General features: G+C 70.0%; 25 protein-coding genes and 3 tRNA genes. 2 read left to right on the forward strand and 26 right to left on the reverse strand.

Annotation, left to right across the window (positions count from 1 at the left end):
• Positions 1-188 precede the first annotated feature (188 nt).
• From HNR67_RS45505 to rplJ, 15 genes are all read right to left on the reverse strand, one after another.
• A complete protein-coding gene (locus HNR67_RS45505; RefSeq protein ID WP_185000469.1) occupies positions 189-2957 on the reverse strand; it encodes a helicase-associated domain-containing protein in 2769 nt (922 codons plus the stop codon).
• A gap of 28 nt (positions 2958-2985) precedes the next feature.
• Complete coding sequence (locus HNR67_RS02425; RefSeq protein WP_185000471.1) at positions 2986-3351, reverse strand: hypothetical protein; 366 nt, start codon at positions 3349-3351, stop codon at positions 2986-2988.
• A 435-nt stretch (positions 3352-3786) separates the two neighbouring features.
• Positions 3787-4650 (reverse strand): hypothetical protein, encoded by an 864-nt coding sequence (locus HNR67_RS02430; RefSeq protein WP_185000472.1) that lies wholly within the window; start codon positions 4648-4650, stop codon positions 3787-3789.
• A 16-nt stretch (positions 4651-4666) separates the two neighbouring features.
• Positions 4667-5230: a hypothetical protein gene (locus HNR67_RS02435; RefSeq protein ID WP_185000473.1), complete on the reverse strand. Its 564-nt coding sequence runs from the start codon at positions 5228-5230 to the stop codon at positions 4667-4669.
• An 18-nt stretch (positions 5231-5248) separates the two neighbouring features.
• Positions 5249-6505: an MCE family protein gene (locus HNR67_RS02440; protein WP_185000475.1), complete on the reverse strand. Its 1257-nt coding sequence runs from the start codon at positions 6503-6505 to the stop codon at positions 5249-5251.
• Entirely contained in the window at positions 6505-7686 is a 1182-nt protein-coding gene (locus tag HNR67_RS02445) for an MCE family protein (RefSeq protein WP_185000477.1), read from the reverse strand. The genes HNR67_RS02440 and HNR67_RS02445 overlap by 1 nt, the downstream gene beginning before the upstream one ends.
• Positions 7683-8870, reverse strand: coding sequence for an MCE family protein (locus HNR67_RS02450; RefSeq protein ID WP_185000479.1), 1188 nt, complete (start codon positions 8868-8870; stop codon positions 7683-7685). The genes HNR67_RS02445 and HNR67_RS02450 overlap by 4 nt, the downstream gene beginning before the upstream one ends.
• A complete protein-coding gene (locus tag HNR67_RS02455; RefSeq protein WP_185000481.1) occupies positions 8867-9850 on the reverse strand; it encodes an MCE family protein in 984 nt (327 codons plus the stop codon). Before HNR67_RS02455 ends, HNR67_RS02450 begins: the two co-directional genes overlap by 4 nt.
• Entirely contained in the window at positions 9847-10872 is a 1026-nt protein-coding gene (locus HNR67_RS02460) for an MCE family protein (protein WP_185000483.1), read from the reverse strand. Before HNR67_RS02460 ends, HNR67_RS02455 begins: the two co-directional genes overlap by 4 nt.
• Positions 10869-12230 (reverse strand): MCE family protein, encoded by a 1362-nt coding sequence (locus HNR67_RS02465; RefSeq protein ID WP_185000484.1) that lies wholly within the window; start codon positions 12228-12230, stop codon positions 10869-10871. Before HNR67_RS02465 ends, HNR67_RS02460 begins: the two co-directional genes overlap by 4 nt.
• The gene (locus HNR67_RS02470; RefSeq protein ID WP_185000486.1) at positions 12227-13066 is read right to left on the reverse strand and encodes an MlaE family ABC transporter permease; all 840 of its coding nucleotides are present in this window, start codon (positions 13064-13066) and stop codon (positions 12227-12229) included. Before HNR67_RS02470 ends, HNR67_RS02465 begins: the two co-directional genes overlap by 4 nt.
• Positions 13066-13854: an MlaE family ABC transporter permease gene (locus tag HNR67_RS02475; protein WP_185000488.1), complete on the reverse strand. Its 789-nt coding sequence runs from the start codon at positions 13852-13854 to the stop codon at positions 13066-13068. The genes HNR67_RS02470 and HNR67_RS02475 overlap by 1 nt, the downstream gene beginning before the upstream one ends.
• Positions 13851-14975 (reverse strand): ABC transporter ATP-binding protein, encoded by a 1125-nt coding sequence (locus HNR67_RS02480; RefSeq protein WP_185000490.1) that lies wholly within the window; start codon positions 14973-14975, stop codon positions 13851-13853. The genes HNR67_RS02475 and HNR67_RS02480 overlap by 4 nt, the downstream gene beginning before the upstream one ends.
• Positions 14976-15234: 259 nt before the next feature.
• Positions 15235-15621, reverse strand: coding sequence for a 50S ribosomal protein L7/L12 (gene rplL / locus HNR67_RS02485; protein ID WP_185000492.1), 387 nt, complete (start codon positions 15619-15621; stop codon positions 15235-15237).
• A 60-nt stretch (positions 15622-15681) separates the two neighbouring features.
• Positions 15682-16248: a 50S ribosomal protein L10 gene (gene rplJ / locus HNR67_RS02490; RefSeq protein WP_185000493.1), complete on the reverse strand. Its 567-nt coding sequence runs from the start codon at positions 16246-16248 to the stop codon at positions 15682-15684.
• Between the two features lie 305 nt (positions 16249-16553).
• Here rplJ and HNR67_RS02495 point away from each other — a divergent pair, with 305 nt between their 5' ends.
• The gene (locus HNR67_RS02495; RefSeq protein WP_185000495.1) at positions 16554-17174 is read left to right on the forward strand and encodes a hypothetical protein; all 621 of its coding nucleotides are present in this window, start codon (positions 16554-16556) and stop codon (positions 17172-17174) included.
• Positions 17175-17243: 69 nt separating this feature from the next.
• Here the strand turns inward: HNR67_RS02495 and rplA are convergent, their stop codons facing one another.
• The 5 genes from rplA to HNR67_RS02520 all read right to left on the reverse strand — a co-directional run bounded on the left by rplA (position 17244) and on the right by HNR67_RS02520 (position 19985).
• The gene (gene rplA, locus HNR67_RS02500) at positions 17244-17960 is read right to left on the reverse strand and encodes a 50S ribosomal protein L1 (protein ID WP_185000497.1); all 717 of its coding nucleotides are present in this window, start codon (positions 17958-17960) and stop codon (positions 17244-17246) included.
• 91 nt (positions 17961-18051) lie between these two features.
• Entirely contained in the window at positions 18052-18486 is a 435-nt protein-coding gene (gene rplK / locus HNR67_RS02505) for a 50S ribosomal protein L11 (RefSeq protein ID WP_185000499.1), read from the reverse strand.
• A gap of 118 nt (positions 18487-18604) precedes the next feature.
• Positions 18605-19408, reverse strand: coding sequence for a transcription termination/antitermination protein NusG (nusG, locus tag HNR67_RS02510; protein ID WP_185000501.1), 804 nt, complete (start codon positions 19406-19408; stop codon positions 18605-18607).
• Positions 19409-19479: 71 nt separating this feature from the next.
• The gene (gene secE / locus HNR67_RS02515; RefSeq protein WP_185000503.1) at positions 19480-19878 is read right to left on the reverse strand and encodes a preprotein translocase subunit SecE; all 399 of its coding nucleotides are present in this window, start codon (positions 19876-19878) and stop codon (positions 19480-19482) included.
• 34 nt (positions 19879-19912) lie between these two features.
• A tRNA-Trp gene (locus tag HNR67_RS02520) sits at positions 19913-19985 on the reverse strand.
• A gap of 212 nt (positions 19986-20197) precedes the next feature.
• Here HNR67_RS02520 and HNR67_RS02525 point away from each other — a divergent pair.
• A complete protein-coding gene (locus HNR67_RS02525) occupies positions 20198-21400 on the forward strand; it encodes a pyridoxal phosphate-dependent aminotransferase (RefSeq protein ID WP_246492448.1) in 1203 nt (400 codons plus the stop codon).
• Between the two features lie 79 nt (positions 21401-21479).
• On the opposite strand, the gene HNR67_RS02530 is transcribed toward HNR67_RS02525, so the two are convergent.
• The 6 genes from HNR67_RS02530 to HNR67_RS02555 form a co-directional block, all read right to left on the reverse strand.
• Complete coding sequence (locus tag HNR67_RS02530) at positions 21480-21917, reverse strand: MaoC/PaaZ C-terminal domain-containing protein (RefSeq protein ID WP_185000507.1); 438 nt, start codon at positions 21915-21917, stop codon at positions 21480-21482.
• Positions 21914-22390, reverse strand: a complete 477-nt coding sequence (locus tag HNR67_RS02535) for an FAS1-like dehydratase domain-containing protein (RefSeq protein ID WP_185000509.1) — start codon at positions 22388-22390, stop codon at positions 21914-21916. The genes HNR67_RS02530 and HNR67_RS02535 overlap by 4 nt, the downstream gene beginning before the upstream one ends.
• A gap of 104 nt (positions 22391-22494) precedes the next feature.
• A complete protein-coding gene (rpmG, locus tag HNR67_RS46595) occupies positions 22495-22818 on the reverse strand; it encodes a 50S ribosomal protein L33 (RefSeq protein ID WP_407645107.1) in 324 nt (107 codons plus the stop codon).
• Positions 22819-22823: 5 nt separating this feature from the next.
• A tRNA-Met gene (locus HNR67_RS02545) sits at positions 22824-22897 on the reverse strand.
• Between the two features lie 74 nt (positions 22898-22971).
• Positions 22972-23044 (reverse strand) — tRNA-Thr (locus HNR67_RS02550).
• Positions 23045-23138: 94 nt separating this feature from the next.
• Positions 23139-25784, reverse strand: coding sequence for a putative bifunctional diguanylate cyclase/phosphodiesterase (locus tag HNR67_RS02555; RefSeq protein WP_185000512.1), 2646 nt, complete (start codon positions 25782-25784; stop codon positions 23139-23141).
• Positions 25785-26068: the final 284 nt, after the last annotated feature.

Raw genomic sequence — 26068 nt, forward strand, 5'->3', positions numbered from 1 at the left:
CGCGATCTCCCACACGGCTGGCACTGCGCTGTCCCCACCGCGGAAACCCGGGTCGCCGAACTTGATCAAGGATACCGGTTTCCGGCCCCGGCGGCCATGAGCCGATCGGCGCTGACCCACGGTCCCCGGTGGGCCGATCGGCCTCGCCCCGGCCGCGCGGAACGCACGCGGCCACGTGTCCGGCCCGGTCACTGTGGCCTCCCGCCCGCGGGCACGGGACCGGCGATCGGGCGGGCGCGGGTGACCCGGTCCAGCAGGAAGTGCGCCTCGGTCTCGTGCCGGTGGCACCAGGCGAGCATGATCCCGCTCTCCAGGGTCAGGTCGCTGACCACGCGCGGGGCCGGGACGCCAGCCGGACCCCGGTAGACGATCTCGACCGCCCCACCGTCCCTGGCCGCGGCGGCCAGCCAGCCGCGGTCGGCCGCGGGCAGCTCGGGAGCCTGGACGCGCAGCTGGGTGTCCGGGTCGAGCGGTTCGTCGGCGTCGGTGGAGTCGGCCAGCACCGCGGCCAGCGCGGCCGGGCTGGTGACGTGGTCCTCGGGCCGCCACGGGGCCGGCTGGGCCCTGCCGCGCCGGGGAGTCTGGTCCTCGGGCACCTCGTTGCCGGTGAAGTCCTCCCCGACCGGGGTGAACCCGGCCCGCCGCAACAACGCGAGCGTCTCCGGCCGCGGCCTGGGACTGACCAGCACCGCGGGCGCCACCTGCCGCAACGCCAACCGCGCCAACGGCCGCGAGTTCAGGATCTCCAGCGCCTGGATCTCATCGGCGGTGTGCAGCACACAACCGGCGTCGACCACCCGGATCGAGCCATGCCGCCGGGACACGTCGTGCACCAGGTAGGCCAGCGGCTGCGGAACCCCATCCGGCGCCACCGCGGCCAGATCGGCGAGCAGATCCTCGGCGGTGGCCCCGGTGTCCAGGGCCCGGCGCACACTGGCCGGGGAGAACCGCCAGACCCGGGCGGCACTGCTGGACTCCAGGTCGGCGACGGTGTCGAGCAGCCGGACCAGGTGCTGGGCCGGGTCGCCGGTGACGATGGCGGTGAGGTCGGACTGGAGGCGCGTGGTTTCGGAGGTGGCCGGGAGCAGGGCGGTCACGGCGGCGAGGAGCGCGGCCTCGGGGTCCGGGGGGACGGCTGGGGCGTCCGGGGTGGGGGCGGGCTCCGGGGTGGGGGTTGGGGGCGGGGTGGCGGACTCGGGCGGTGGGGGCGGGCCGGGGATGCCGGTGGCGACCGCGGTGGTGGGGGCAGTGGCGGTGGGGCTGGTGGGGAGATGGGTGGCGTGCAGGAGAGCCGCGCCGGGTGGGGTCAGTTGGTCCTCGGCGAGGATGCCCAGGAGTTGGGCTTCGGTGATGGCGGCCTGGGTCAGGGCGGTGTTGTGGTCGGAGGCGGTCAGCAGGGGGAGGTGCCAGGTGAGGGCCTGGAGGACCGCGGTGGGGGTGGCTCGCCGGTGTGGCGGGAGGGCGGCGTAGGTCGTCAGGACGGCCTGGCGCTGGGTCTGGGCGGGGCCGGGGTTGGGCACTGTGGGCGGGATGGGGCGGCCGTCGGGGGTGTACCGGTGGGTGGGGGCTTCCTGGAGGGTCAGCCAGGTGCGGGCGAGGGTGGTCCAGCGCTGGGCCGCGGGCTGGGTGCGCCAGGTGTCGTAGGCGGCGGTGGGGGCGTAGCTGTCGACGTGGTGTCCGGCGTGGTGGTGACCCAGCAGACCCGCGGCGTGCACCAGGTCCAGCCAGAGCGCGGCCTGTTCCGGCGGACAGGCGAAGGACCTGGCGAGGCGGCGCAGCTCCCTGGTGCCGATGCCGCCGGAGAGCAGGGCGGGGATGGGTTCCGCCTCGGCGTTCTCGAGCAGGGTGGTGGCACTGCGCACCGCCTCGGCGGCGGCCACCGCGGCCTGGTTCTCGGCTAGTTCCGGGGTGGCGGGGCTGGTGACCACCTGGGGTGCGCCGGTCAGGCGGTGGCGGTGGTGGTCGAACAGGGCCAGGCCGACTTCGCGGGGGACCTCGGCGGCGGACTTGCCGCGGCGCAGCAGGAGGCCGAGGTCGAGCAAGAGGGCCGCGGCGGGGGTCAGGGCCTCGTCGGTGAGGTCCAGGTGGGGGGAGCCGGCGCGCAGGGTGGTCAGCAGCTCGGCTGCCGCGGGCGGGAGGGAGTTCAGCAGGCGGGTCAGGTGGGGGCGGTCGTTGAGGCGGGCGGCGAGCTGCTGGGTCAGGGCGGCTCGGGTGCCCTTGGCGGGGAGTTTGTGCCGGGCGGCCAGGGCGCGGATCTCGGGGAGGGGGTATTGGGCGAGCAGGTCGGCTGCCGGGGCGCCCAGGCCGAGTGGGGTGGGCCACCAGGTGGCGAGGCGGGGCGGGTAGGCCAGGTGGGGCTCGGGGAGGAGGGACTTGGGGAGGTGAGGCTCGGCGGCGGGGTTCGCGGACCAGTGATTTGCCGCGGTGCGGGTCGCGGGCGGGTGGTTCGTGGCCGGGAGGTTCACGGCCGAGTGGCTTGCCGGGCCGCGGTTCGCGGTGAGGTCGTCCGCCGCGGTTCGATTCGCGGCCGGGAGATTCGTAGCGGCAGGGCTCGCGGTGGCAGGGCTCGCGGTGGCGTCATTCCCCGTGGCGTGGGGCGCGGCTGGGTGGCTTGTGGTGGGGGGCTGCTGGGTGGGGGTTGGCGTGGTGGGCCAGGTCAGGGCGCGTTCGGTCAGGCGGGACAGGGCGGCGTTGACCAGGGGTTGGGGGGAGTTGAGGGTGGTGGCCAGGGCGGTGGGGGTGGCGCCGGGGCCGAGGACCTGGAGGGCCTGGGTGAGGGTCAGGGCGTCCTGGTCGAGGTGTTGCAGGGCTTGGGCCAGGGAGGTTTGGGTGGTCAGGGCTTTGACCAGGCCGTCCCAATGGCGGGGGGCGGGTTCGACCAGGATGTCGGGCCGTAGCTCGAGCAGGCGCAGCAGCGCTGTCCGGTCGAGGCCGCGCAGGTACTCCTTGAGGTTCATCCGCCTGACTACTCCCGCCGTATCGTGATCACTCCTCCCCTGCCCTGCGCATGTAGTCACCGGCAACCGAGCTGAGTTCCACGGCGCTGTCGACGTCGTCCCTGGCGAAGGCCCGGCCCGACTCGGCGATCAACGCCAGTCCGGTGAGCAGGTCGGTGAAGGACTCCTTGGCCTCCTCGCTCGGCTGATCGCCAAGCTCCGCCTGCATTTCGCCGACCAGTTCGTCCAGTCGATCGGCGAAGCGTTTGCCGTCCTCGCGAAGCGCCACCAGCGCGGCTCGCCGGGCATGCCACCAGTCGAGCAACTCGTGCCTGCGCTCCGAGGGCAGTTCGGCGAGGAACGCCAACTGCTCCTCGGTCAGCTCGGTGATCCCGTCGGGCTCGGAGTCACGCATGGGCGACGACTATGCCACAGCCACCGTTAGCGTTTCGTGACCGATTGGGACTTCACAAAACCGAGCTGGCACTACCAGGCACGACCGCGAGGAACTCACCCAATTGTCGTAGCGCGGCGGGGGTCTGGCGGTTGTGCGGGGCGGGTGGGCCGGTGGGGGTGGGTACACGGGGGGTCTCCCTGGGGTGTGGTTCGACATCACGAGCGTGCGCTGTGCCGGGTTGGCACAGCCACTGCGGCGGGTGACACGAACGGATGAAACGGCGGGGAGGGCCGTGACCTGCGGGAATGTGGGGGTGGGTGGCGGGTTTGGCGGGTGGTTGGGGGAAAGCGGTGCGGTGGGTGGGGGGGTTTGGGGTCGCGTGATTGTGCCCTGTGACCGGGTGGCAAACAGGGTTGGTGGGTCACACGATGGGGGGCAAGTGAGTGGGGTGGGTCAGCGGGGCTGGATCTCGGTGATCTTCCACTTGCCGTCGACCTGCTGGAGGTTCACCACGACCTGCAGCGCGGTGTCGCCGCGGTAGCCGTCGCTGGCGCGTTCGCTGTGCTGGTCGGCGAAGACCAGGACCATGGCGCGGTCCTCCTCCAGCACGCGCACCGCGGCGGAGCGGACAATGGTGCTGTACACCAGTTTCTGCTCAGGGCCACTCCTGCGCAGGCCGGTCAGGATGGTGTCGTAGTCCTGGGTGGCCTTGCCCATCAGCACCGCCTTGGCGGCGTCCTCGTTCTTCTGCGGCTCGGCGAAGTTGTAGGACAGCACGGTCTGGATCGCGCTGGTCACCTGGCCGACCACCTCGCTGGTGCGGGCGTTGTCGACCAGGGCCTGGTTGCTGCCACCGCTTTCGGCCTGGAGCGATTCACCGCGGAACCAGAAGCCCAGCACGGTCAGCACGGCGGCCGCCAGGATCAGCGCCGCGGGCAGCAACCAGCCGACGGACCGTTGGGGCGCAACGGGTTCCGGGACGGGCTGCGGCTCGGAGGCGGGTTGGGGCTTGGCCGTGGACTTCGCGCGGGCTGCGGCCCGGGGGCGTGGTTCGGCCGCGGGCGGTTCCGGCGCGGGGGCCGGTTTTGGCTTGGACACAGGCTTTGTGGCGGTCGCCGGAGCCGGTTCCGGGGTGGCGGGGGCCTCGGGTTCCAGGACGCCCTGCTCGGACAGCTCGGCGGCGCTGGTGTCCGCGAAATCCGCGGGGGCGGCGGTGGGGTCCTCGAACTGGTCGGTGGCCGGGCGAGTGCGGCTGCCCGCGACCTTCGGGTGGCGGACCGGACCGCCGGCTGGGCGGTGACGACGGATGGGGGGCACGGGGTGGGTCTCCTCCTCAGACGGCCGGGGCGGGGCGAACGGCGTCCAGCGCGGACAGCCGCCAGCCGTCGGGGGTCCTGGTCAGTTCCACGGCCACCCGGCCGGTGGACACCTGCGGCTGCTCCTCGCCGGACTTGCCGGTCAGCTCGACGATGGCCAGCATCTTCGCCTTGCCCGCCCGCAGGTCCAGCTCGGTGAGCGCGCTCTCCCTGGCCTTGGCGGTGGTCACCAGTTTGCGGTCGTTGAGGTACTTCTTGGTGGCCTCCTTGTCGGCGGCCAGCGCCTCGCTGAGCGGGCTCGTGGTCGCCGACTTGAGCTGCTCGAAGATCTCGTCGTACTTGCGGTAGTCCTGGTGCAGCAGGTTGATCACGTGCTGCTGGCCGACCAGCACCACCTCGTCCCGCTCCCTGGCGAAGTCCAGCCCGTCATCCGACCCGGCCACCGCCCACGACACCCCGTACCAGCCGGCGAACAGGGTCGCGAGCACGACGAGCACGGTGGCGCCCAGCACGAGCACGCGGCGCGGATCCGCGCCCTGCGGTGGGTCCGTGCTGAGGTCGGTGGTCGATCGATCGGTCATGACGCTCCAAAAACTCGCTCAGCCGGGCAGGCCGAGCATCTGGGCCAGACTGCGCGGCGCCTGGCCTCCTGGCAACTGCAACAGCGCGAGCAGGCCGGAGGCGGCGCCTGCCTGGGGCTGCCGGGCCGGGCCGACCAGCCTGGTCGACGGCGGCGGGGTCATCGGCTTGCCGCCGTAGGGCGCGTTCTGCGCGCCGCGCACCTCGATCGGGCTACCCGGCCCCTCGGCGCAGTACGCCTGGCTGTTCAGCGCGATCGGCGCGGTGACATCGCCCGGCCTGCGCTTGGTCTTCTCATAGCCCTTGGTGCACGGCGGCGGGTCGAACAGGTTGATCGCCAGCCCGAAGTGCGCGGTGCCGTCGCCCGGTGCCACGGTGAACGCGCCGCCGACGACCATCGGGTAGGTCACCATGGCCTGTTCCAGGCCGTCCTTGCGCGGCAGTGCGATGTCCACCGTGGTGAGCAGGTTCGCGGTCAGCTCGGAGATGCCCTGGCCGGACTCCCGCAGCAGCCCGCTGACCTGCCCGGCGGCCTTCGGCGCGTTCTCGATCAGCTTGCGCAGGTCCGGATCGGACTTGCCGAGCTGTTCGGCGATCAGCTTCAGGTCCCGGCTGAACGAGGTGATCGAGGATGCCTGCTGGTTCTGCGTGCCCAGCACGGTGCGTGCCTTGCGCAGCAGCTCCAGGGTCTGCGGCAGGTTCTTCACCGCGTCCTTGGTGAACACCGAGGTGGTGTCCAGCAACCGCTGCAGCTGCGGGCCGGTGCCGTCGAAGGCGGTGCCCAGCTCGTCCACCACGGTGCGCAGCGAGTCCAGCGGCACCGAGGTGGCCAGCCCGTCCAGGTTGGCCAGCAGCGTCTCCACCGGCGGCGGGGTCGCGGTGCGATCCACGCTGATCACCGAGCCGCCCGCCAGGTACGGCCCGGCGTCGACGTTGGGCCGCAGGTCCACGTACTGCTCGCCGACCGCGGACCGGTTGGTCACCACGGCCTTGGTGTCGGCCGGGATGCGATCGTGGTCCCGCTCGATGTCCAGCTCCACCTCGAGCCCGGTCTCGGTCAGCCGCAACTGCCCGACCCGGCCCACGGTGACCCCGCGATAGGTGACCTCGGCGTTGGTGAAGATGCCACCGGAGTCGGTCAGTTTCATGGTCACCAGGTAGCCGCGCGGGCCGAAGAGCCGGTCCAGCCCGGCATAGCGGGCCCCGGCGTAGCTCACCCCGACCAGCGCGATCACCACGAAGGCGATGATCTGCAGGCGGATCCGGCGGGTCATCATCAGCGACCACCACCCAGCAGCGAGCCGATCAGGCCGCCGAGGCCGCCCTGCTGCCCGCCGCCGCCCGGCCGGTTCGGCGTCGGCGGCGTTGGCAGGCCGGGCAGTCCTGGCAGCAGCGGCGGGGTGGCGCCGGGCTGCGGCGTGCCGGGCGAGGGCGGGCCGAGCAGGCCCTGCCGGGAGCTGCCCAGGTTGTCCAGGATGCGGCTCAGGTCCAGGTCGATCTTGGCGTGCAGGTTGGTGTAGTCACCCTTGACCGCCTCGGTCGCGGAGTCCGGGAACGGGAAGGTGAACAGCATCTCCAGGCCCTTGGGCAGGTTCTGCCCGGCCTCGGCGAGCTTCTGCAGGGTGGGCGTGAGCGCCTTGAGGTCGTGGATGATGTCGTCCTTGCTGCGGTTGACCACATCGGTGGCCACCCCGGAGAGCCGGTCCAGCGCCTGCAGCATGCCGACCAGCTGTTGCCGCTGCTCGGCGAGCACCTTCAGCCCCGGTTCCAGCCCGTCCAGCGCGGTCTTGATGTTGCCGATCTGGCCGACCAGGGTGGCGGAGAGCCGGTTGAGCCCGTCCAGCGCGCGGGCGATCTCGCCCTTGTGCCCGTCCAGGGTGGTCACCAGTTTGTCCACATTGGACAGCAGCTCGCGCAGCTCAGGCTCACGCCCGGACAGCGCCTTGTTCAGCTCCTTGGTGATGGTCTGCAGCTGGGCGACGCCACCGCCGTTGAGCAGCAGCGACAACGCGCCGAAGACCTCCTCGACCTCCGGGTTGCGGTTGGTCCGCTCCAGCGGGATCAGCGCCCCGTCGGCCAGGCTGCCCTGCGGTGACTTGGGCGCGGCCAGCTCGACGAACTTCTCCCCCAGCAGGCTGGACTGGCGGAGTTTGGCGTCGGTGTTGGCAGGCAGTTTGACCTCGCCGTTGACCAGCACGGTGACCTCGGCGGTCCAGCCGTCCTGGGCCAGCGCCACGTTCTCCACCCGGCCGACCGCCACGTCGTTGACCTTCACCCCGGCCTGCGGCACCAGGTCGAGCACGTCCTTGAACCGCACCTTGACCCGGTACGGGTGATCGCCGAGGTCGGCGCCGCCGGGCAGCGGCACGTTGTACAGCCCGGTGAACTCACCGATGCCGCAGCCGGCGAGCAGGCAGCCGGTCAGCGCGAGTCCGGCCAGGCGCAGCGCGGTCCTCATCGTGACCCCTTCCCGCCGGGGACGCCCAGCAGCGGTGGCAGCTGCGGCAGTTTCCCCTGCTGCAGCGAGGAGATCACCTCGGCCACGCTGGGCAGCTTCACCACCCCGTCGACCACCCCGGCGAGCTTGCCGCAGACGTCGGCGAGCACCTGCGGGAGCTGCTTGGGCGTGGTCTGCCGGAGCAGCTCGCAGACCATCACGATCGGCGGCCTGGTCAACTCGTTGATATTCGTCCGGGTATCAAGGGTGCCACTGGAGGCGTTATAGGTGTTCTGCAGGTTGCCCAGGGCCAGCGGGGCCACGTCGAGCACCTCGGCCAGTGCGGCCCGCTGGTCCACCAGCACCTTGGTGATGCTGGCCAGCTTGTCCACATTGGACTTGAGCTGCTCGCGGTTGTCCCGGATGAAGCCCTCCACGCTGCTCAGCGCGCCTGCCAGTTCACGCACCGCGGCGCCCAGGTCCTCGCGTTCGGCGGCCAGGAACCGGTTCACGTCGGCGAGCTGGGTGTTGAAGGTGCGCACCTGCGAGTCGTTGGCGGCCAGCATCGAGGTGAACCTGCGCAGGTTGTCGATGGTGCCGAACAGGTCCTCGCGCGCGCCGTTCAAGGTGCCGGCGGCGTCGCCCAGGCCGCGGATGGTGTCCTGCAGCTTCTTGCCGTTGCCTGCCAGGTTGTCCGCGCTGACGTCGAGCAGCTGGGACAGCGCACCGTCCTTGTTGGCGCCCTTGGGTCCCAGCGCGGTGGTCAGCTTGTCCAGGCTGCCGTAGACCTCGTCCAGCTCCATCGGGGTGACCGTGCGCTCGCGCGGGATCACCGTGTTCTCACCGAGTTTGGGGCCGCCGGTGTAGACCGGGGCGAGCTGCACGTACCGATCGCTGACCACGCTCGGGTTGACCACGGCCGCGTTCGGCCGCTCGGGCAGCTCCACGTCCCGGTCCACCCGCATCTCGACCTTGACCTGGGTGCCCTGCGCCTCGACCTTGTCGATCACGCCGACCCGCACGCCGAGCACCCGCACGTCGCCGCCCTCGTACACGCCGATCCCGGCGGAGAAGTACGCGGTGACCAGCCGTCCGGCCGGCCGGGCGAGCACCCACCACAGGGTGGCGGTGAGCAGCAGCACGACCACCGCGCCGAAGGCGATCAGCCGGGCCAGGTCCGGCCGGGTGTTGACCGAGGTGCTCATGGGCGGCACCCCTCCGGGTTGACCGGGCCGAGCGAGGGCGGCAGCAGCCCGCAGATGTAGGTGTCGAACCAGCGCCCGTTGCCCAGGGTGTTGGCGAAGACCCGCACGAACGGGGCCAGCAGGTTGATGCTGCGGCCGAGGCTGTCCTGGTTGCGCTGCAACATGGTGGTCACCCGCTCCAGCTGTTCCAGCGCGGGACGCAGCTGGTTCTTGTTGTCGGCCACCAGTCCCTGCAGCTCCCTGGACAGCTTCTGGGTGCCGGTGAGCAGCGAGCTGATCGCGTCCTTGCGCTTGCGGATCTCGGCCAGCAGCCGGTTGCCGTCGCCGAGCAGCTTCTCGAACTCGGCGTTGCGGTCGGCCAGCGTTTTGCTGATCTTGTTGGTGTTGGCCAGCAACGCGGCCAGCTGGTCGTCCCGGCTGGAGATGGTCTTGGACAGCGCGTTGAGCCCGTCCAGCGCGCCGCGCACCTCATCCGGGGTGTCCCGGAAGGTGGTGGCGATGGTCTGGAAGCTCTTGGCCAGCTGTTCGGTGTTGATCTGCCCGACCGTGCTGGCCAGGCCGGTGAACGCCTCGGTCACGTCGAAGGGCGACATGGTGCGCTCACGCGGGATGGCCTCGCTCGGTTTGAGCGGGGCGCCACCCTGCGGGTCCAGCGCGAGGAACTTCTGCCCCAGCAACGTTTTGATCTTGATGGCCGCGGTGCTGCGGTCGCCGACCCAGGCGTCGTCCACCCGGAAGGTGACCAGCACGTGGTCCTTCTCCAGTTCCACGTCGGCCACCTTGCCGACCTTGACCCCGGCCACCCGCACCTCGTCGTCCGGTTTGAGCCCGGCGGCCTCGGTGAACTGGGCCCGGTAGCTGGTGCCGCCGCCGATGATCGGCAGGTCCTCGAAGAAGAACGCGCTGAGCAGGCCAAGGGTCAGCACGGTGAGGCCGACCAGGCCGATGGTGATCGGGTTGCGCGCGCGGAAGGGTTTCATGCCTTGCACCTCGGCTGGGTGCTGGGCAGGACCGGGATCTCCACCGGCTTGTTGATGATCGGCACGGTGACCTGGCCGCTGGCCTCGCACAGGAAGAAGTTGAACCAGGAGCCGTAGGTCGCGGTGCGGGTGATCGTCTCCAGCTTCTTCGGCATCCGCTGCAGGATGCCCTCCACGATCTCGTTGCCATCGCCCAGGTTCTTGGCCAGCTTGCCGAGTTCGCCGATGTCCTTGCGCAGTGGCTCGCGCGCCCCGTTGAGCAGTCCGGCGGTGGCGTTGGTCAGCGAGCCGAGCGCGGTGATCGCCTCGCCGATCGGCTGGCGGTCCTTGGCCAGCCCGGAGACCAGCTGCTGGAGCTGGACGATCAGGCCGGTGAGCTGCTGGTCGCGGTCGTTGACCGTGCCCAGCACCTGGTTGAGGTTGTCCACCACCTCGCCGATCACCTTGTCCTTGCCGGCGATGGTGGTGGTCAGCGAGGCGGTGTGCGCGAGCAGGCTGGTGATCGTGCCGCCCTCGCCTTGCAGCACCTGGACGATCTCGTAGGACAGCTTGTTCACGTCCTCCGGGTTGAGCGCCTGGAACAGCGGCTTGAACCCGTTGAACAACGCGGTCAGGTCCAGCGCCGGCCGGGTGCGCTCCAGCGGGATGACCCCGCCGGGCGGCAGCGTGCCCGCCCCGCCGGAACCCTGCTCCAGCGCGATGTAGCGCTGGCCGACCAGGTTGCGGTACTTGACCGTCGCGGTCACCGCGGCCGGGAGTTTCCGTTGCTGCTCAACGGAGAACCGGACCTCGGCCAGCCGCCGGTCGGCGACCTTGACCTCCTCGACCTGGCCGACCTTCACCCCGGCGATGCGCACGTCGTCACCGGGATTGAGCGAGGTGACGTCGGTGAACCGGGCCAGGTAACCGGCGGAGTCACGCAGGTCGGAGTTGGCGATGGTGATCGCCAGCAGCGTGGTCGCCAGCACGGTGACCAGCACGAACGCGCTGAACTTGATCAGCGGGCCGGTGAGTCCCCTCATCGCAGCGTCACCTCCGTGCCACGCAGTGCCGGGCCGAGCACCAGGCTCGCCCAGCTGGGCACCTCTTGCGGCGCGACGCCGAGCTGGCCGGCGATCAGCGCGGCCAGGAAGTCCTGTTCGGCCGGGGAGTTCGCGATCCCGAGGTCTGCCACCCCACCCGAAGCCGCGGACGGCGCGACATAGCCGCCGTTGGCCGCGTTGATCGGCGGGTTCAGCCCGTCGTTGACGCTGCGCGCGGCGGGCGGCGGCTTGCTGCCGTCCTTCACCGGGCCGTCCGGCGGGTACTGCGGGAATGGCTCCGGCCGCGGGTGGATGTCATAACAACGCGGTCCGCGCTTGTCGGCGTAGCGGGGCTCGTCCTGGTTCGGCACGTACTTCCCACGGTTCGCGGTGATCTCCATGGTGATCCGCAGGCCCGGCGTGCTGGTGCCCTTGCCGAAGGCCTTGTCCAGCCGCGGCGCCAGCTCGGTCATCCCCTTGAGGAAACAGGGATATTCCGGCGCGTACTTGGCCAGCACGTCCAGCAGCGGCCCGCTGTCGGCGGCCACCCTGATCAGGTTGTTGCGGTTGGCGGCCAGGAACCCGGTGAGGTCGGTCGAGGTGTTGCCGACGCTGGTGTAGAGCGTCTGCAGGTTGGTGCGCTGCTCGGCCACGGTCTTCGTGGTGGTGGTCAGTTCCGCCAGCGCCTGCAGCAGGTCCGGCGCTGCCTTGTCGTAGACCGAGCTGACATCGGCCAGCGCGGAGATGTCCGCCTTCAGCTCCGGCAGCGCCGGGTTCAGCTCGCGCAGGTACCGGTTGAGCAGGGTCAGCGTCTCGCCGAGCTTCTCGCCGCGGCCGTCCAGCGCGGTGGCCATCGAGCCGAGCGTGCTGGCCAGCTTCTGCGGCTGCACCGCCTGCAGCACCGGCATCAGGTTGGACAGCACCCGCTCCAGCTCGATGGCCGAGCTGCTGCGGTCCTGGCTGATCACATCGCCCTCGGCCAGGTGCCCGCCGCCGGGCTTGCCAGGCACCAGCGCCACGTAGCGCTCGCCGAAGAGGGTCTTGGGCAGCAGTCGCGCGGTGACGTCCTTGGGGATCAGCGCCAGCTTGTCCGGTTGCAGGGCCAGCTCCAGCTCGGCCCCGTCGCCCCTGCTGGAGATGCGTTTGACCTCGCCGACGATCAGCCCGCGCACCTTCACGTCGGACTCGGTCATCAGCTGGTTGCCGATGTGGTCGGTGCGCAGGGTGACCGCCGCGGTGTGCTCGAACACGCCGCGGTAGACCGACACGGTCAGGCCGAGCACCAGTGCGATGACCGCCAGGAACACGACGCCGAGCAGTCGGCGGCGCAGCACGGACAGGGTGGAGCGAGCGGTCATCCAGCGATCCTCACCGTGGTCGTCGTTCCCCAGATCGCCAGGCTGAGGAAGAAGTCCAGCAGCGCCGTGGTGACGATCGCGGTGCGCACCGCGCGGCCGACCGCGACGCCGACACCCGCCGGTCCGCCGCTGGCCCGGTAGCCGTAGTAGCAGTGGGTCATGATGATCACCACGCTGAACACGAGCACCTTGCCGAAGGACCAGAGCACGTCCTCCGGTGGCAGGAACAGGTTGAAGTAGTGGTCGTAGGTGCCTGCCGACTGCCCGTAGAACTCGGTCGTGATCGTGCGCGAGGCCAGGTAGGAGGTCAGCAGGCCGATCACGTACAGCGGGATCACCGCGACGAACCCGGCGATGACCCGGGTCGTCACCAGGTACGGCAGGCTGGGCACGCCCATGACCTCCAGCGCGTCGATCTCCTCGGAGATGCGCATCGCGCCGAGCTGGGCGGTGAAGCCGGAGCCGACCGTTGCGGACAACGCGAGCCCGGCCACCAGGGGCGCGATCTCGCGGGTGTTGAAGTAGGCCGAGACGAACCCGGTGAAGGCCGAGGTGCCGATCTGGTTCAGCGCCGCGTAGCCCTGCAGGCCGACCACGGTGCCGGTGAAGACCGTCATGCCGATCATCACGCCGATGGTGCCGCCGATGACCGCGAGCGCGCCGCTGCCGAAGCTGACCTCGGCCAGCAGTCGCAGTGTCTCGCGCATGTACCGGCGCAGCGCGCGGGGCACCCAGGCCAGTGCGCGCAGGTAGAAGGAGAGCTGGTCGCCGAGTGCGTCCAGGCCGTGCAGCGGCGCCTTGGCCGCGCTGCGGAGCTTGTCGCCGACGGTCGCCATCACATCCCCTTCGCCGGGACCAGCTGCAGGTACACCGTGGTCAGCACGAAGTTGACGAAGAACAGCAGCAGGAAGGTGATGACCACGGACTGGTTCACCGCGTCACCCACGCCCTTGGGCCCGCCTGCCGGGTTGAGCCCGCGGTAGGCGGCCACGATCCCGGCGATGAAGCCGAAGATCAGCGCCTTGATCTCACTGATCCACAGGTCCGGTAGCTGGGCCAGCGCGGAGAAGCTGGCCAGGTAGGCCCCTGGCGTGCCGCCCTGCATGACCACGTTGAAGAAGTAGCCGCCGAGCACGCCGACCACGCTCACCATGCCGTTGAGCAGCACCGCGACCAGCATCGCGGCCAGCACCCTCGGCACCACCAGGCGCTGGATCGGCGAGACGCCCAGCACCTCCATCGCGTCGATCTCTTCCCTGATCTTGCGCGAGCCGAGGTCGGCGCAGATCGCCGAACCGCCGGCGCCCGCGATCAGCAACGCGGTCACGATCGGGCTGGCCTGCTGGATCACCGCGAGCACGCTGGCCGCGCCGGTGAAGGACTGGGCGCCGATCTGCCTGGTCAGCGAGCCCAGCTGCAACGCGATCACCGCGCCGAACGGGATCGCGACCAGCGCGGTGGGCAGGATGGTGACGCTGGCGATGAACCAGCACTGCTGGATGAACTCGCGGAACTGGAACGGCCGCTTGAACATCGCCCTGGTGGTGTCCAGGCCGAGGGCGAACAACCGGCCGGTCTCGGCCAGCGCGCCCGCGCCGGGGAAGTTCGGGGCGGAGCGGGTCATGCCTCGCCTCCCGGCCTGGTCCACGGCGAGGGGGTCCACGGCTCCCTCGGCTGCGGGCTGGGCGGCGCGATCGGCTGGGTCATCCGCTGCGGCGCGCCCGCGCCGGCGTAGACACCGAAGTAGGCCTGCTCGTCCGGGGTCAGGCTGGCCACGATGGCCTGCTGCGCGGTCGGCGGCAGGGTGTGCAGGATGCGCATCACCCGCTCCTTGCGCCTGCGCACCGCGGCCCGCACCGGCAGCCCTGGGCTGACCTCGATCTGCGGCACGATGCCGGTGCCGCCACCGCCCTTGGGCCCGCCGAGGGTGCTGCCGCCGTTGGCGGCCAGCGCGGCGAGTTCGGCGGCGGCCTGGGCCGCGTCCTTCTCCTCGCTCATGCCGATCGGGCCCTCACGGCGGCCGTTGAGGAACTGCTCGACCACCGGTTCGGTGGAGGTGAGCAGCACCTCGCGCGGGCCGAACATGACCAGCTCGCGGCGGAAGAGCATGCCGATGTTGTCCGGCACCGTGCGCGCGGTGCCGATGTCGTGGGTGACGATCAGGAAGGTGGCGTCGATCTGCGCGTTCAGGTCGACGATGAGCTGGTTGAGGTAGGCCACCCGGACCGGGTCGAGGCCGGAGTCCGGCTCGTCGAAGAGGATGATCTCCGGATCCAGCACCAGCGCGCGGGCCAGCCCGGCGCGCTTGCGCATACCGCCGGAGATCTCACCGGGCAGCTTCTTCTCCGCGCCGATGAGCCCGACCATCTCCATCTTCTCCAGCACGATCCGGCGCACCTCGGCCTCGGTCTTGCGGGTGTGCTCACGCAAGGGGAAGGCGATGTTGTCGAAGAGGTTCATCGAGCCGAACAGCGCGCCGTCCTGGAACAGGACGCCGAAGAGCTTGCGGGTCTCGTACAGCTTGTGCTCGGAGCAACTGCAGATGTCGACCCCGTTGATCATCACCCGGCCGTGTTCGGGCCGGAGCAGACCGACGAGTGATTTGAGGAAGACGGATTTTCCGGTACCCGAGGGACCCAGCAGCACGCTGATCTCGCCCTGCGGCAGTGTCAGCGTGACATCGCCCCAGATGGTCTGCCTGCCGAAGGACTTGCTCAGGCCTTCGACGACCACCTCGACGCCCATCGCACCTCCCGCTTCACTGCGGCTCGTCCGCGCCGGCCCAGGACAACTGACGCCGGAGCGACCGGCGTCACACTGGTGCAACGAGCGTTGCCGCAGCAAGTTACTGCCCAGTTGGGTTAGCGGTCACAGGTGCATAACGTGGTCGGACAAGGTGCGCACAACCTGACAGGCACAGACGACGGCGGGGCGGGCTCCCGAATGGGAACCCGCCCCGCCGTACGGCTAAGCGGCTGTGCTCAAGCGGCCGAGGCCGCTCAGATCACTTGACAGAGATCTTGGCGCCAGCGGCTTCCAGCTTCTCCTTGGCGGCCTCGGCGGCCTCCTTGGCGACCTTCTCCAGGACGGCCTTCGGCGCGCCCTCGACGAGCTCCTTGGCCTCCTTCAGGCCCAGGCCGGAGACGATCTCACGCACGACCTTGATGACCTGGATCTTCTTGTCACCGGCGGACTCGAGGACGACGTCGAACTCGTCCTGCTCCTCGGCGGCCTCAGCCGGCGCAGCGGCGCCACCGGCGACGGCGACGGCGACCGGCGCGGCAGCGGTGACCTCGAAGGTGTCCTCGAACTCCTTCACGAACGCGGAGAGCTCGAGCAGGGTCATTTCCTTGAAGACGTCGAGCAGCTCTTCGGTGCTGAGCTTCGCCATGGTGGCGTTCCTCTCATACATTGCGCCGCGGTGATCGCGCGAACGCGGATTTCGGTTTGGTCAGCTCTCGGCAGGCGCGTCGGCGGCGTCGGCCGGCGCCGCGGCGCCACCCTCCGCAGCACGCTTGTCCGCCAGGGCCTGCGCCAGACGCGCGACCTGCGACGCCGGAGCGGCGAACAGACCGGCGGCCTTGGCCAGGTTGCCCTTCATCGCGCCCGCCAGCTTGGCGAGCAGCACCTCGCGGGACTCGAGGTCCGCGATTCGGTTGACCTCATCAATGGAGAGCGGCTTGCCCTCCATGAAGCCACCCTTGATGACAAGGGCCTTGTTGTCCTTCGCGAAGTTGCGCAGCGCCTTCGCGGCGTCGACCGGCTCACCCTCGATGAAGGCGATCGCGGTCGGGCCGACCAGCAGCTCCGTGAGCGAGGCCATGCCTGCGTCCTCGGCGGCACGCTTCACCAGCGTGTTCTTCGCGACGGTGTACGTGGTGCCCGTACCGAGGGCACGACGCAGCTCCGTCAGCTGCGCCATGGAGAGCCCGCGGTACTCGGTGACAACCGTGGCCGAGCTACCACGGAACTTCTCCGTGATCTCGGCGACGGCCTGAACCTTGTCGGGCTTCGCCATGGTCGCCTCCTCTCCAAGCTCTGATGAAATGGGGCCCGGAGACGACGAACGCCCCGGCGCACAGGCACGGGGCGTGAGAGAACGCGCGAAAACGCGCGAAGCTAGCCTCGTCCTCCTGCGCGGGCCGCCCTCGTAGTCACGGGGCCTTCGTCTCCCTGACCGGAGAACCGGAAAGGGAAAGACCAGCGGTCTTTGGTGGAACTGCGAACAGACTACGCGACGGCCTGTCAAGGCTCCAAATCAGCCCGGCGGTCGCACATGACGGGTGACCGAGACGGCACCATGTGTCAGGACAGGAGGTAGTGGTGGACCCAAAGTTCGATGACCAGGGCGCCGCGGACAAGCGGGAACTGGAGTTGCGGCAGGTCGAGGACCGCATCGTGCAGCGCCTGGAGAAGCGCCTGCCCAAACAGCGGACCTGGCGCAACCGGCTGATCAAGTACGGCGTGCTCGCGGCGGTGCTGATCTTCGCCTACTTCTACTTCTTCAGCTGCGAGGACAGCCCGCTACGCGGTGGCGGCGGTGGTGGCGGCGGTGCCGGGCAGCAGGACCAGACCGTGCAGCAGACCTCACCCAAGGAGGCGGTGCGCACCGTCTACCACTACGTGGCCGGTGATCCGAAGCAGGCGTGCGCGGTGTTCTCCGCGACCGGCAAGGCCGCCTTCGCCAAGAGTTTCGGCGTGCCGGACTGCCTGCAGGCGGCCCAGGCCGCGGCGGCGAAGGTGACCGACAAGTCCCGCTACGCCAACCCGGACTTCCCCGAGAACGCCGCCTTCACCAGCGGCAGCACCTCGGAGATCCGGTCCTGCGACCTCGGCGTCACCGGCGGGGACCGGCTCGGCGTGTTCATCCTGACCAAGCAGGGCGACGGGGGCTGGGTGATCACCGGGCACGAGAAGGAGCCCGCGGACTGCCTGACCGGCTGAGCTTTCCGGAGACGCGAAAAAGGGGCGCCCTCCTCGCGGAGAGCGCCCCTTTCGCTGCTTGCGAGCCGATCAGGCAGTGGCCTCGTCGGTCAGCAGGTTGCGGGTGCGGGCCGGGTCAACCGGGATACCCGGGCCCATGGTGGTGCTGAAGGTGACCTTCTTGACGTAGCGGCCCTTGGCGGCCGAGGGCTTGGCCCGGAGGACCTCGTCCAGCGCGGCCGCGTAGTTCTCGACCAGCTTGTCCTTGTCGAAGGAGGTCTTCCCGATGACCAGGTGCAGGTTGGCCTGCTTGTCAACGCGGAAGTTGATCTTGCCGCCCTTGATCTCGTTGACGGCCTTGGTCACGTCCGGGGTGACGGTGCCGGTCTTCGGGTTCGGCATCAGGCCACGCGGGCCGAGGATGCGGGCGATCCGGCCGACCTTGGCCATCTGGTCCGGGGTGGCAATCGCCGCGTCGAAGTCGAGCCAGCCGCCCTGGATGCGCTCGATCAACTCTTCGGAGCCGACCGCGTCCGCGCCTGCGGCTTCGGCCTCAGCGGCCTTGTCGCCGACGGCGAAGACGATGACGCGGGCGGTCTTGCCGGTGCCGTGCGGCAGGTTCACGGTGCCGCGGACCATCTGGTCGGCCTTGCGGGGGTCGACGCCCAGGCGGATGGCGACCTCGACGGTCGCGTCCAGCTTGACCTTGGAGGTCTGCTTGGCCAGCTCGGCGGCCTCGAGCGGGCTGTACAGCCGCTCGCGGTCGACCAGCTCGGCTGCCTGGCGGTAGGCCTTGCTGCGCTTCATGGTGCTGTCCTTTTCTTCAGGTCAGTTGTGGTAGCGAGCCAGCGCGTGGCTCTCCCACGGGGTGATCAGGTGATGCGAAGAACGGCGGAACTCAGCCCTCGACGGTGATGCCCATGGAACGGGCGGTACCGGCGATGATCTTCGCGGCCTGGTCGATGTCGTTGGCGTTGAGGTCGACCATCTTGGTCTGGGCGATCTCGCGCACCTGGTCCATGGTCACCTTGGCGACCTTGGTCTTGTGCGGCTCGCCGCTGCCCTTCTCCACACCGGCGGCCTTGAGCAGCAGGCGCGCGGCCGGCGGCGTCTTGAGCGCGAAGGTGAAGGAGCGGTCCTCGAACACGGAGATCTCGACCGGCACCACGGTGCCACGCTGCGACTCGGTCGCGGCGTTGTAGGCCTTGCAGAACTCCATGATGTTGACGCCGTGCTGACCCAGCGCGGGGCCAACGGGCGGTGCCGGGTTCGCCTGACCGGCGGTGATCTGCAGCTTGATGATCGCTGTCAGCTTCTTCTTCTTGGGCGGCATCTCGTCTTTCCTTCTGCCGTGTTGAGGTGGGCTCCGTGCCACGGCGCCCACCGGATGTCCACGTCGAGGTTTGCCTGACCCCGGCGCGGCCGCCGCGCCTCCTGCCGAGGCGGCGCGGTCAGATCTTGGAGACCTGGGTGAACGACAGCTCGACCGGAGTCTCGCGGCCGAAGATCGACACCAGGACCTTGAGCTTCTGCGCGTCCGCGCTGACCTCGCTGATGGTCGCGGGCAGGGTGGCGAACGGGCCGTCCATGACGGTGACCGATTCGCCGACCTCGAAGTCCACCTCGATGGTGGGCTTGGCGACGTTCGCGGCGGTCTGCTTGCCGCCCTTCTCGGGCTTGGCCTGCTCGACCCGCGGGAGCAGGAACTTCAGCACCTCGTCCAGCGTCAACGGGGACGGCTTGGAGGTGGCGCCGACGAACCCGGTGACACCGGGGGTGTTGCGCACCGCGCTCCACGAGGTGTCGGTCAGCTCCATGCGGACCAGGATGTAGCCGGGCAGCACCTTGCGCTGGACCAGCTTGCGCTGGCCGTTCTTGATCTCGGTGACCTCTTCGGTCGGCACCTCGACCTGGAAGATGAAGTCTTCCTGGTCCAGGGTCTGGATCCGGGTCTCGAGGTTCGCCTTGACCTTGTTCTCGTAGCCCGCGTAGGAGTGCACGACGTACCAGTCGCCGGGCGCGTGCCGCAGTGCCTCACGCAGCTCGTCGGCGGGGTCGCCTTCCTCGGCGACGGGCTCGGTCAGCTCCGCCTCTTCGGCGGGCTCCGCGGCCTCGTCTTCCGAGTCTGTGACCTCAGCGGCCTCCTCGGCGTCCGTACCAGCGTGCTCGACCTGCGCGGAGTCACCCTCGATGCCGGGGGCTTCCTGCTCGTCGGTCACGCCGGCCACTTCCTGGCCGCCGTCGTGTGAGGTCACAGTGGGTCTCGCTTCCTATCGAACGTTGCTCGTGTGGCCGACGACCTCACGCCGACCCCAGCGGGCGGGCGTCACTTGTTGTCGAACAACCACGTCACGCCTTGCACGAAGGCCAGGTCAAGTCCGGTGACCAGCGCCACCATGAAGGTGACGAACACCAGGACCACCGCGGTGTAGGTGACCAGCTGCTTGCGCGTCGGCCAGATGACCTTGCGCAGCTCGGAGAACACCTCGCGGAAGAAGCGCCCGAGCCGCTTGATCGGGTTGCCCTTGCGCTCCTTGGTGCGCCGGGCCGGGGTAGCCCGGCCCTTGGTGCCCTTGGTCTCGGCCTCGCCGGCCTTCTTGCCAGGGCGAGTCCGTTCCGGCCGGGCGGAGGCGCGACGTTCACGCCGCGCAGCGGCGGTAACAGGGCGGGAGGAATCCTTCTTCTCTTCCTCCGGCCGCGTTTCCTGCTCGCGGTCTTCGCTCACGCCGCCGCCCTCCGCTCGACCGACCACTTTGACGCAGGGGCGACAGGAATTGAACCTGCAACCTGCGGTTTTGGAGACCGCTGCTCTGCCAATTGAGCTACGCCCCTTCGCAATCCGGCACTCAGTTTACAGACTGCCCAACCGCGATTTAGGCCGCCCTCCACCACCCCCACGTGGGGCGTGGGGCTCGGTGTTCGGACGTCCCAGTTCGATGAGTGTAGAGCACACCTCACCGAAGTCCCCAACCGCGTGGTCGGAGGGGGTGTCGGCGGCGAAAAGCAGCCGGTTCCGGCGGGTGTCCTCTGCCACGATGCCTCTCATGGGCGCACGCATCTCAGCGCGGATCGGCGGCATCGCCCCCTCCGCCACCCTCGCCGTGGACAGCCGGGCCAAGGCCCTGCAGGCCGCGGGCCGGCCGGTGATCGGCTTCGGCGCGGGTGAACCCGACTTCCCCACCCCCGAACCCATTGTCGCGGCGGCCGAGGCGGCCTGCCGGGACACCCGCAACCACCGCTACAGCCCGCCGGGCGGCCTGCCCGAGCTGCGCGCGGCGATCGCGGACAAGACCCGCAGGGACTCCGGCCTGGAGATCCAGCCCAGTCAGGTGCTGGTCACCAACGGCGGCAAGCAGGCCGTCTACACCGCCTTCGCCACCCTGCTCGACCCCGGCGACGAGGTGCTGCTGCCCGCGCCGTACTGGACCACCTACCCCGAGGCGATCACGCTGGCAGGCGGCCTGCCGGTGGTGGTGCCGACCGATGAGTCCACCGGCTACCTGGCCACCGTCGAACAGCTGGAGGCCGCGCGCACCCCGCGCACCAAGGTGCTGCTGTTCTGCTCGCCGTCCAACCCCACCGGCGCGGTCTACCCGCCGGAGCAGGTGGCCGCGATCGGCCGCTGGGCGGCGGCCAACGACGTCTGGGTGCTGGCCGACGAGATCTACGAGCACCTGGTCTACGGCGGCGCCGAGCACGTCTCGATGCCGGTGGTCGCGCCAGAGCTGGCCGACCGCTGGGTGGTGGTCAACGGGGTGGCCAAGACCTACGCGATGACCGGCTGGCGGGCAGGCTGGCTGCTGGGCCCCAGCGATGTCGTGACGGCCGCGACCAACCTCCAGTCACACCTGTGCTCCAACGTCGCCAACGTGACCCAGCGGGCCGCTCTGGCCGCGGTCTCCGGCCCACTGGACGCGGTGCTACGCATGCGCGAGGCCTTCGACCGCCGCCGCGGCCTGATGGTCGACCTGCTGAGCAAGATCCCCGGCATGACCTGCCCGACCCCCCAGGGCGCGTTCTACGCCTACCCCTCGGTCCGCGAGATCCTCGGCAAACAGATCCGCGGCCGCCGCCCCGCCACCAGCCTGGAACTGGCCGAACTGGCCCTGGAAGAGGCCGAGGTCGCGGTGGTCCCCGGCGAGGCCTTCGGCACCCCCGGCTACTTCCGCCTCTCCTACGCCCTGGGCGAGGAAGACCTGGTCACCGGCGTGACCCGCCTCGCCGACCTGCTGTCAGAGGCCCGCTGACCAACTCCCGAAAACGCCGACGGGGCGCCCCGGTCGCACAGACCAGGGCGCCCCATCAGCGTGTCAGCTTCAACCCACCTCAGGCCAGACGCACGATGGCGTAGGCCCGCCCGAAGATCGACTGCCCACCGAACCGGGCGGTGATGTCCACCCGCACGGTGTTGTCGTCCCGCTTCTCACCGATCTTGGCGGTGACCTCGACGGTGGCGCCCTCGTCGTCGTCGGGCACGACCACCGGGCGGCCGAAGCGCACCTGGTAGTCGATGATCGCGGCCGGGTCGCCGGTCCAGTCCGAGACGATCCTGGCCACCATGGCCATGGTCAGCAGACCGTGTGCGACCACCCCTGGCAGCCCGGCGGCCTTGGCGGCCCGGTCGCTCCAGTGGATGGTGTTGCAGTCGGTGGACACCCCGGCGTAGCGCACGAGGTCGCGGCGGGTGATCCGCAGCTCCAGCGAGGGCAGCTGGAGGCCCTTCTCGACGTCGCCGTAACGCGGCAGCGTGGTCGCGATGCTCATGCGGAGTCCCCCTCCTGGGCGGCAACCGGCTTCTCGCCGCGGACGATCAGGGTGGCGATGGCCGAACAGATCGCCTCGCCGTCCTCGGTCAGCAGCTCGGAGCGCAGGGTGATGTAGTCGTTGCCCATGCGCGAGGAGATGTCGTCCACGTGCACCTCGCAGACGAGGCGGTCGCCGGGCTTGATCGGCCGGTGGTTGATGAACCGCTGACTGCTGTGCATCATCCGGCTGTAGTCCATGCCCAGCTCGGGGTCGTCGGTCACCACGTGGTGGGAGCGGACGGCGAGCACGGTAGCGAAGGTCGGGGTCGCGACGATGTCGGCGTGCCCGAAGCTCTTGGCGACCTCGGGGTCGCGGTAGGCCCGGTTCAGGTCGCCGATCGCGTACGCGAGGTCACGGATGCCCTCGCGGCCGACTTCGTAGACCCAGGGAAGCCGGTATGAGCGTCCTACGAAAGACTGGTTAAGCGCCACGGCGGGCAGAGTACCCGGAAACAAAGAAGCTGCCCTGCTCCGAACAGGGCAGCCTCTCAGCCAGCAGTCTTGAATGTCTTATAGCCCACAAGCAGGGACTACGCTCAGCGAGTTTCCTTGTGCGCACGGTGCGTGCCGCAGTTCGGGCAGAACTTCTTGATCTCCAAGCGATCCGGGTCGTTGCGCCGGTTCTTCTTGGTGATGTAGTTCCGGTGCTTGCACTCCTCGCAAGCCAGAGTGATCTTCGGCCGAACATCAGTAGCAGCCACAGGGCAGCCCTCCCAAACCAACTCGGAAAACCGGCCCCGCCACGGAAGCGGGGGGTCCGGGGGCACACCCCCGGCTGGGGGTCTGGGGGCTCGGCCCCCAGTGTGATGCGGAAGCGAACCCGCCTGCAGCCCCAAGGGCGGCAGGCACAGTCCAACCATTCGCGTAGCGGTGGCCGGACTTGAACCGGCGACACAACGATTATGAGCCGTTTGCTCTACCAGGCTGAGCTACACCGCTATCCGAGGAGACTAGGTCCCCTCACACGGACAGGCCGTGGCGATCATTGGATGATCACCCCGGCCCACCCGTAGAGCCCCAATACGGAATCGAACCGTAGACCTTCTCCTTACCATGGAGACGCTCTACCGACTGAGCTATTGGGGCGTTGCGCTTGTCCCGCTTGGAGGTTGTTGCCCTCCCGGCTGGACGTGGAGAACTTTACAACAGGCCTCCCCCAGAAGCGAAATCGGGGGGTGGGTCAGCGGACCAACGTGAGCACCATCTCGTCGTGCCTGCCCCGCGCGCGCACCGTGCGCGCCCGCAACCAGGCCTCGAAGCGGTCCTCGGACAGCGGCCGGGAGATCAGGTAGCCCTGGGCGATGTCGCAGCCCATGCGCACCAGCGCCTCCTTGGCCGCGTCCTCCTCAACGCCCTCGGCGACCACCTGCAGGCCGAGGGAGTGCCCGAGTTCGACGATGGAGCGGACCACGGCCAGGTCGCCGAGGTCGGTGCCCATGCCGAGCACGAAGCTCTTGTCGATCTTCACCTCGTCCACCGGCAGCTGGCGCAGGTAGGCCAGCGAGGAGTAGCCGGTGCCGAAGTCGTCAACGGCCAGCACCACGCCGAGCCCGTGCAGCCTGCGCAGCACCGGCAGGCAGCGTTCCGGGTCGGCCATCACGCCGGACTCGGTCAGCTCGAAGGTGAGCAGCCTGGGCGGCACGTCGTGCCGGCGCAGCGCGTCGGCGACCTTGTCCGGGAAGGTCTCGTCCTCCAGGTTGCGCACCGAGAGGTTGACCGCGACGGACAGCCGCAGCCCGCGGTCCAGCCACTTGCGGATGCGGATCAGCGCGCATTCCATGACGAACCCGGTGAGCGCGTCCACCAGGCCGGTGGCCTCCACCGCCGGCACGAACTCGTCCGGGTCGACCCGCCCGAACTCCGGGTGCACCCAGCGGACCAGCGCCTCCACCCCGACCACCTCGCGGCTGGGCAGGGCCACCTTGGGCTGGTAGTGCACCTGCACCTGACCGCTGTCCAGCGCGTGCCGGAACTGGGTGACGAGCTGGAAGCGGCGCAGGAAGCCCTGGGTCATGCTGGGCAGGTAGCTGCGCACCGCGTCCCCGCTGGAGCGGGCCGCGCGCACGGCCACGTCGGCGTGCTGGAGCAGGGTGTCCACGTCCTGCACCGGGCTGCCGTCCTCGGCGATGGTGGGCACGTAGCCGACCACCGCGGTGGCCTCCACGGTGAGCCGTTCCACCGGGTAGGGCGCGGCGACCTGGGCGCGCAGTTTCTCCGCGATGCCGTGCGCGGCCTCGGTGGTGCAGTCCACCAGCAGCGCGGCGAAGGTGCCGCCCTCCAGGCGCGCGAGCGGCACCTCGGCGCCGAGGGCCTCCCGGATGCGGCGGCCCGCGGCCACCACCATGCGGTCGCCCCAGGCATGCCCGAGGGCGTCGCTGACCTGGCTGAGCACGTCGAGGTCGAGCCGGATGACCACCGAGCGCGGGGACTGCCGCAGTGGTTCGGCGGCGGCCTCGCGCAGGCCGGGCCGGTTGAGCAGCCCGGTGAGCGGGTCGTGGTAGGCGTCGTGCCGGAGCCGGGCGAGCAGTCGCCGGTTGTCCAGCGCGGTGGCCAGGTGGCTGGCCAGGGTGCGCAACAGCCGCACGTCGGCCCGGCCGAACCCGCGCCAGCGGCTGAGCCGGTCGTGCGTCTCGACCGCGCCGAGCAGCTGGTGCGCGCCGCGCAGCGGGACCACCAGCGCCTCGTGCGCGCCGCGCCGTTGCAGGGCCTCGCGCACGTCGTCGGCGGCGTCCACGGTGCGGAAGTAGCGGACGTGGCTGCCGGGCAGCTGCAACATGGGGTCGTCGCGCAGTTCGACCGCGTCGCTGGCCGGGGCGCCCTCGGGCAGTGGTTCGCCCGCGACCAGGGTGCGCACGCCGGCGGGCGGGTCGGGGCGCAGGTGCAGCACCACCCTGGTGGCGTTGAGCTGCTCGCGGATCCGCTCGGCGATCTGCTGCCATTCGACCGTGCTGGTCGGGGTGTGCAGTTCGCTGTAGTTCTGGTCCGCGCCCGCGGGTCTGCTGACCGCCTGCTGGCCGGAGCGGGCGACGGTGAGGCTGACGTCGCTGAGCGCCTCCAGGTCGCGCTGATCGCGCAGCAGGCCGGAGTAGGCGCGGTAGAGCAGCACCAGCGCGGCCGAGACCAGGACCACCAGCACCCAGCCCCAGGCGGTGCTGCGCACGATCTCGTAGCCGACCAGGCCGGTCGAGGTGTTGAGCAGGCCGATGACCAGGGTGCGCAGGCCGAGCCGGGCGGCGCCGGCCACCCGCATCTCGCCGCCGAGCACGTACACCGCGGCCAGCGCGAAGATCACGCTGACCAGGGGCGAGGTGACGGTGCCGAAAACCGCGCCGAGCCAGGCCGGGCCGTCGGTGATGGCGCGCTGGACCAGGGTGGCCACGGTGAACGGGACCGCGATCTCCAGGCACATGACGCCCGCGTTGTAGAGCACGTGGTCGCCGCCGCGGCGGCCGAGCTGGGCGCCGAGCCCGGCGACCAGGTGCGCGGCCAGCACCACTTCGAAGGGGGCCACCAGCAGGCCGATGACGAGCGGGATCTCGGTGAAGGAGATGGTCCAGCCGACGGTGCGCACGTCGACGTCGATGGTCAGCTGTTCGGCCAGCAGGAAGGCGGCGGCCAGCAGCGGGCCGATCCAGAGCAGCTGCGGGTCCAGTTCGGTGGGCAGCCACCAGGACACCGCGGCGGCCGCGGCCAGACCGACGAAGAGCACGACAAGGGAGAACCGGGTGAATGCCCGGCCGCGGGCGGCGTGGTCCAGCGGGCTCGCCAGCGGACGCGGGGCGTCAGGGGGCGAGTCCGGGTCCAGTGGCCGTCGGCGATCCGACATCCACCCTCCTTACACCTCGATTTGCAGCTTGCAAACCGCATCAACAGCCGATCGTGACTGACGTACGGCCGCTTGACCAGAGCGATGACGGAGCGTTCTCACCCACCTGGCGAAGGCGCCCGGGTAGTGGTGTCACAGATGGGGGATCAGCGCAATGACAGCGGTAGCTTTGACCTGCAACTTAGCCCGATCAGATGAAGGTCAACCGGCCCAGAGTGTGAACATTCGCCCACCGCAAGGGTCACTCCGCGTGGTTTCGCCCACAGCTCCAGGCCGTTCCGTAC

It is taken from the genome of Crossiella cryophila, from assembly GCF_014204915.1.
GTDB classification, from domain to species: Bacteria; Actinomycetota; Actinomycetes; order Mycobacteriales; family Pseudonocardiaceae; genus Crossiella; species Crossiella cryophila.